The organism is Thermanaerothrix sp., from assembly GCF_056331585.1.
On record NZ_JBWGPQ010000063.1, the window covers coordinates 1 to 6,187 of the forward strand.

Annotated in this window: 8 protein-coding genes; 3 read left to right on the forward strand and 5 right to left on the reverse strand. The window is 52.3% G+C overall.

From position 1 onward, the window contains the following. On the forward strand, positions 1-645 hold a 645-nt coding region (locus tag AC01YT_RS13295), incomplete at its 5' end, for a TIGR01906 family membrane protein (RefSeq protein ID WP_476676182.1). 60 nt (positions 646-705) lie between these two features. On the opposite strand, the gene AC01YT_RS13300 is transcribed toward AC01YT_RS13295, so the two are convergent. From AC01YT_RS13300 to AC01YT_RS13320, 5 genes are all read right to left on the reverse strand, one after another. Then, positions 706-1,818, reverse strand: a complete 1,113-nt coding sequence (locus tag AC01YT_RS13300) for an ABC transporter ATP-binding protein (RefSeq protein ID WP_315624229.1) — start codon at positions 1,816-1,818, stop codon at positions 706-708. A gap of 155 nt (positions 1,819-1,973) precedes the next feature. Beyond that, complete coding sequence (locus AC01YT_RS13305) at positions 1,974-2,267, reverse strand: YgiT-type zinc finger protein (RefSeq protein ID WP_476676185.1); 294 nt, start codon at positions 2,265-2,267, stop codon at positions 1,974-1,976. Positions 2,268-2,272: 5 nt separating this feature from the next. After that, on the reverse strand, positions 2,273-3,022 hold the full coding sequence (gene deoC / locus AC01YT_RS13310) for a deoxyribose-phosphate aldolase (protein WP_476676187.1): 750 nt from the start codon (positions 3,020-3,022) through the stop codon (positions 2,273-2,275). Between the two features lie 33 nt (positions 3,023-3,055). Next, positions 3,056-3,649 carry a signal peptidase I gene (gene lepB, locus AC01YT_RS13315; protein WP_476676189.1) on the reverse strand — a complete coding sequence of 198 codons (594 nt, stop codon included), beginning with the start codon at positions 3,647-3,649 and terminating at the stop codon, positions 3,056-3,058. 87 nt (positions 3,650-3,736) lie between these two features. Then, complete coding sequence (locus AC01YT_RS13320) at positions 3,737-4,675, reverse strand: zinc ribbon domain-containing protein (RefSeq protein WP_476676191.1); 939 nt, start codon at positions 4,673-4,675, stop codon at positions 3,737-3,739. Positions 4,676-4,858: 183 nt separating this feature from the next. Between AC01YT_RS13320 and AC01YT_RS13325 the strand changes: the two genes are divergently transcribed. Together AC01YT_RS13325 and AC01YT_RS13330 are read left to right on the forward strand one after the other, a co-directional pair. Beyond that, positions 4,859-5,755, forward strand: a complete 897-nt coding sequence (locus AC01YT_RS13325; protein WP_476676193.1) for a sortase — start codon at positions 4,859-4,861, stop codon at positions 5,753-5,755. Between the two features lie 28 nt (positions 5,756-5,783). After that, positions 5,784-6,011: a hypothetical protein gene (locus tag AC01YT_RS13330; RefSeq protein ID WP_476676195.1), complete on the forward strand. Its 228-nt coding sequence runs from the start codon at positions 5,784-5,786 to the stop codon at positions 6,009-6,011. Positions 6,012-6,187 lie beyond the last annotated feature (176 nt).

Consider the following 6,187-nt stretch of genomic DNA (forward strand, 5'->3'; position numbering starts at 1 on the left):
TTGGGCTTGACCACAATTCTGCTACCTTTGTTGCTGATCACAACGGCTATCCGTGCCTTGCTTACGCCGACTTACCTTCAAATCGCCTATCACCTCCCCGCTTTTCCACCTGACCCGTTCGGCTTCACCACCGAAGAGCGTCTATACTGGGCAAATTACTCGCTCATGTATCTTCTCAATCAAGCTGATATTTCGTTCTTGGCTGATCAAACCCTGTCCAATGGTCAGCCCCTTTATAATACCCGTGAGTTACGCCATATGGTGGATGTGAAGAATTTAGTGCAACTCATGTTGCACGTCTGGACAGCCTTAATCATTTTCTACGGGGTAGTAGGCATTTGGATTTGGCACACACGCCAAGGAAGCGCATTCTGGCGCGCCCTGTCTCGCGGCGGCTGGCTCACCTTGGGGCTAATCCTTCTGATTCTCATTGGGGTCGTGGTTAGTTTTAACTGGCTCTTCACGGCCTTCCATCGCCTCTTTTTTGAAGGCGATACCTGGTTGTTCTATTATTCAGATACGCTAATACGTCTCTTCCCCTTGCGTTTTTGGCAAGATGCCTTCACAGCCATGGGACTACTGACGTTAACCCTGGCCCTCATCACTGCCCTGGGCGGGCAGAAATTGGCTTCGAGGAGTGCTTAAGAGAAATGGTGGGCGCAGTTCCAACAACCGCGCCCACCGCTGTAGCACTTACCAAGGGGCTTACCGCACTGCCACCGGGTTCTCGCGATCTACCGCCGGATCAAAGATATGGAAGTTATCCATGTTGAAGACCACCTGTACCTGCTGACCCATGGTAAAGCGCGTGCGCGGATCAACTCGGGCCACAAAACTGTGGCGTCCATTGACTAGATAGAGGAAAATTTCATTCCCCATTAACTCGATGACATCCACCCGCGCTTCCACCGGTTCTGCATGGATGCCAGGCGGCGCAAACTGCGGGTTATGAATATCCTCAGGGCGGATACCAAAGATCACCTCGCGCCCAGCGTAGTTGTAATAGGGTTTAGCACGTTGCTCTGGAATCTTCACCTTGAAGGTATCAGCGTCCACGTAGAGATCATTGCCGTCTTTCCGGATGTGTGCGGGGAAGAAATTCATGGACGGCGACCCAATGAAACCGGCCACAAACAGGTTAGCCGGGCGGTCATATAAATTCTGTGGGGTATCAAGTTGCTGTAACACGCCTTTGTTCATGACCGCGATGCGCGTGGCCATGGTCATGGCTTCCATCTGATCATGGGTCACATATACAAACGTGGTTTGCAGGCGCTGATGTAACTTACTCAATTCCGCGCGCGTCTGAACACGCAACTTGGCATCCAGGTTGGAAAGTGGCTCATCGAACAAGAAGACTTTCGGCTCGCGCACAATGGCACGCCCTACGGCCACACGCTGACGCTGACCACCCGAAAGCTCACGCGGTTTACGCTTGAGCAGGTTTTCAATGCCCAGAATCTGAGCAGCCTCTTCTACCCGGCGCTTAATCTCTTCCTTGGGCACTTTGCGCAGCTTAAGACCAAATGCCATATTATCAAAGACGGTCATGTGTGGATAGAGCGCATATGACTGAAAGACCATCGCAATATCGCGGTCTTTGGGGGGCACATCGTTGACGATGGTGTCGCCAATTTTAATAATGCCCTCGCTCACATCCTCCAGACCTGCCAAGCAGCGCAACGTAGTGGTCTTCCCACATCCCGAAGGCCCAACTAATACCAGGAACTCGCGGTCTTCGATGTGCAAGTTTAGATCGTTGACCGCCACAAAGTCACCAAAGCGCTTGGTGACGTGCTCAAAGGTAACGCTTGCCATGAATTCTTCCTCCTTCCGGAAAGAGTATCGTGCTTTTATTATAGTGGAATTTTGGAATTAAGTGTCAAGAGTCCCATCACATTACTTCCAAAAGCAAACGGTCGGCTTACAAAGAGCCGACCGTTGAAATTTGCCCTTTTCTAAACCAATTGTGACTATTCAGACTGACTAGGGCGGGGGTTCTTAACCCGTTGACGCACTTGGGGACGGACTCGCCGTCGCCGTTTGGGTGCGCTCCCTGCGGTGGGGCTCAAGATTAACGAGAGCCGATTGAGTGCGTTGATGTCATACTCACGACGCCCACATAGATCACACACCCAGGCCGGAAAATCAGGCACGGTAATTAAATCATTCCCCAGCCAGGTGTAGTAGGCCAAATACTGGCGATGCAACTGCCCCGCCTGACATTCTGGACAGGGACGAACAGGAAAACCGGGAGAAGCAAACATCTTTCTCATCTTCCAACCGCTAAAGCCTCCGCAATCTTGACCCCCGCACTGGTGCCCAGCCGGTTGGCCCCTGCTCGCACCATGGCTTGTGCATCCTCCAAGGTGCGAATACCGCCAGCCGCCTTGACACCCATCTGCGGTCCTACCACTCTTCGCATTAATTCTACATCGTCTACGGTTGCACCGCTAGTGCTGAATCCGGTGGAGGTTTTTACGAAATCTGCGCCTGCGGCTTTTGCAAGCAAACAGGCCAGGATTTTTTCTTCCCGTTCCAACAACGCGGTTTCGATAATCACTTTCAGAAGTACACCAAACCGGTGACACACTTCACTCATGGCACTTAATTCATCATACACTGCCGCATATTCGCCCCCTTTGAGCAAGCCAATAGCAATCACCGTATCTATCTCAACTGCCCCTTCTTCGATCACAATTTGTGTTTCGCTCAATTTAGCCCGCCGTCCGTTCGCCCCCAGGGGAAAACCGGTGACCGTTGCAACCCGCACCCCTGAGCCTGCCAGGGCACGCACTGCCCGTGGCACATACACTGGGTTGACACAAACCGCCGCAAACCCATAGCGGCGCGCTTCCGCACAGAGTTGATCAATCTGAAGTGGCGTCGCTTCGGGTTTGAGCAAAGTATGATCAATCAATGCCGTAAGGGGTTGCTCATCCCAACCCGACGGCAACTCAAGCGGAGGTAGTTCTTGCATGTAGAGACGGGCTTGTGCAATCAAATCATTCAACGTATCCATTATCGAATCTCCATAGGGCTTTCCCAAGACCATTCAGTGCGCGGCATTGACCACCGAGGATGGCGTGAGCAGTCTAATGTCGCTGGGTGGCCAATAGACCAAAAGGGCTTTGCCCACAACGTTCTCCATCGGCACAAAACCCCACGAATGCGAATCCGAAGACTGGTTACGGTTGTCCCCTAATACAAACAACTGTCCCGGCGGCACATCCCACACCCCGTTGTAACTGGGGGAAGCCGCAACATACGATTCTTCAAGGGCTTGACCGTTGACAAATACCTTGCCATCACGGATTTCAATGTGATCTCCCGGCAGACCGATCACCCGCTTGATGTAATCTTCGCGGGGGTTCATAGGATAGCGAAAAACGATCACATCGCCGCGCTGCACCTGCCCGGTGCGATAGGCAATTTTACTCACAATCACAAATTCCCCAGGCTTGAGCGTAGGTTGCATACTGATATTTTCGACCCGTACTCGGGCAATAAAGGTGTCAATAACGAAGTACAGTAGCAACGCCAGGACGATGACTTGCAAGGCTTCAGAAAGCATCCGTAACCAACTCACCGAGCCATGCCGGGGTACGGTGGTTTGAGTTGTAATATCGGTTGAAGGTTTATCATTCATTGGCATTTTCCGTGTTCTTACCCATAAATTCTCTTTGATTATATGCCACCACCCTACCCCCGACAAGGGACGGGGGTAGGACCGGGTTTATCCCTGTTGCAAGCGTGTTCCACAGGTGCGGCAAAAGCGATCTTCAGGTTGAACGCGATGACCACACGCCGGGCAATATAAGCCCCGCAACGGTGATGTGCCGCGCGTAGAGGATATTCCTGCCCGTGATGCATGGCGTAGGCGCTTGCCGGTCCTTTCTTGGGCCGGCACACGGGTCAGGGCAAACCACCACAACAACCCGGTCAGAATGAGTACTCCCCCTGCTCCCATAACGATTACCCATACCTGAGTGTACCAGGGGCCACTTTGCTCCGAGCCTGCCAACTCAATAGGAGCGGCAGGTTGAACCGGTTGCATCGGGGCACTAAGGTCATCATTTGCTTTTTCATATTGCAGGCGCAGCACAAAAGAGGTACCGGCTTTGAGTTCCCCTACCGCATAGTGATAATAGGTCAAACCATCTTCGCCCTTAACACCGCTTCCCATGCTAGGAATGAGCGTCCAAGCAGTGGCTGTGGGTGGCTGTTGCACTACCACCGTGAGATCCCTAACGGCGTAATCCCCCGGCCAGAGATATTCGAACGTGCGTAATGCACCTTCTTTTTTCAAGCTGGGATCATAATACTCAATTTGCAAAACCGGAGAGGGTGTTGTGAAACTAACCTTTATCCAATCCCCTTCTATCTGGGTCGAGTAATTCAAATTATAAAGCCTCCCATCTGCCGTGTCTTCATAGGCCACGTTGTAAGGTGCGCCTACGGCGGCGGGGATACGAAGCGTCAATTGCGCCGGCAGTTTCACCGAATTATCTAACGTGATACGATAAATCACTAGCATGTCCGGACGATCATATTCCGGCCAGAGGTCAATCTCCAAACCAGCAAATGTGATGTCATTTTGAGCGCCAACATCATAGGTAGACGCAAAGAAACCCACAAGTAGGATGAGTAGCCCTAATCCCCAACGCTTAAGCATTCAAAACCTCCTAAGCATTAAACCATATAATCAAATCTTACCATTAACTCTTCTAACTTACCCAACTTGGCATTGTTCGTGCACGCCATCCTTTCGTGTTTTATGTTTTATTTATGGTGCGGGGATTTCCATTGAGAATACGGTATAATCACACCCGGGCTAGGGCAACCCAAGGAGTTAAGTATGCCGCGCAAACGTTCTGCTGAGGACCTCTCCATTGAGGAACTGCGCTTGTTGCTGATCGAGAAGCAACGGGCGCGGCGTCAAAAGCGGTTGGAGCACTTTCGCCGTAGCGGCCGCCTGATGCTGGTTGAGGAGCATCCCATTGAAACATCGTTGGATCATCTCTCCAGCCGCTCACTCATTGAGGAAGCCCCCCCTACGAGTACAAGACCCCCGCGCACCTGGCTGGACCGCGTGCTGTTGGGGATCGAGGTCTTGGCCGTCCTTGGGCTGGCTTTTGTCCTGCTAAACGGGTTCACGCTCATTCGCGACCTCAACCGCGAAGTTGCCTCACTCATCACGCAACCTACCCTGACCCCCACGCCGGCCATCACCGCCATGGTCTTGCCTGGCGGGCACACCCCACCCAATTCGCCCGGCGGGCCGCGCCCCAACGATGCCGAGATTCCCGAACACCTGCGCCCGGTCATGCTCTCGTTGCCAGAATTGCCCACCCCAACCCCTGGCGTGGAGCAAGCCATCCGCATTCAAATCCCAGCTATCAACGTGGATGCGCCGGTGGTGCAAGGCGATGGCTGGGAGCAGTTGAAAAAAGGGGTTGGTCAACGCCTGGGAACGCCCAACCCGGGCCAGCGTGGGAACATTGTCCTTTCTGCCCACAACGATATTTTTGGCGAAATCTTTCGCGACCTAGATAAACTCAAGCCCGGCGATCAGGTCATCCTTTACAGCAACCAACGGGCATATATATATATTGTGCAACAGACACAAATTGTCGAGCCAACCCGGGTTGAGGTTATGGCGCCCACGCAAGAACCTATCGTTACCTTAATCTCGTGTTATCCTTATATGGTAGATAACCAGCGCATCGTCGTGACTGCGCGGTTGCAAGAATAACCAGTTCACTTACTTGGGAGAGTTAGCCATGAGCAAGAAGCAAAAACGCCGTGTTTCGTCGTCCACATCCTCGCAACGTCCAGCCCCTGCCGCCCGACCGGTTGAGGCACGGCCCAACCCTTCACCCCGGAGCAGTGCCAGTAGCACCGAATTCAATCCGGATTATTCTTATGTCATCCGCGACCTCAAACGTATTGGGACGTTGGCTGGCACCTTCTTCGTTATCCTGATCATCCTCTCGTTCATTTTAAGGTAGCCTTAAGGTAGCCACGAGGGTTTTACAAGAACAACACTTTTTAAAGAACGTGCCTGCTATTAGGAAAGCAAGCACGTTCTTTTTTGCATTCCAAATGCAATACCTTCGCCAAAAAATAACGTAAGCGGATAGGGCTTTTTGTAGTAGAGTTTAGTCGACCAAGACCAAAACTCACC

Bases quoted from the DNA above. Each gene is read 5' to 3' on its own strand.
- AC01YT_RS13300 (WP_315624229.1), bottom strand. From the start codon at position 1,818: ATGGCAAGCGTTACCTTTGAGCACGTCACCAAGCGCTTTGGTGACTTT.
- AC01YT_RS13305 (WP_476676185.1), bottom strand. From the start codon at position 2,267: ATGTTTGCTTCTCCCGGTTTTCCTGTTCGTCCCTGTCCAGAATGTCAG.
- deoC (WP_476676187.1), bottom strand. From the start codon at position 3,022: ATGGATACGTTGAATGATTTGATTGCACAAGCCCGTCTCTACATGCAA.
- lepB (WP_476676189.1), bottom strand. From the start codon at position 3,649: ATGAATGATAAACCTTCAACCGATATTACAACTCAAACCACCGTACCC.
- AC01YT_RS13320 (WP_476676191.1), bottom strand. From the start codon at position 4,675: ATGCTTAAGCGTTGGGGATTAGGGCTACTCATCCTACTTGTGGGTTTC.
- AC01YT_RS13325 (WP_476676193.1), top strand. From the start codon at position 4,859: ATGCCGCGCAAACGTTCTGCTGAGGACCTCTCCATTGAGGAACTGCGC.
- AC01YT_RS13330 (WP_476676195.1), top strand. From the start codon at position 5,784: ATGAGCAAGAAGCAAAAACGCCGTGTTTCGTCGTCCACATCCTCGCAA.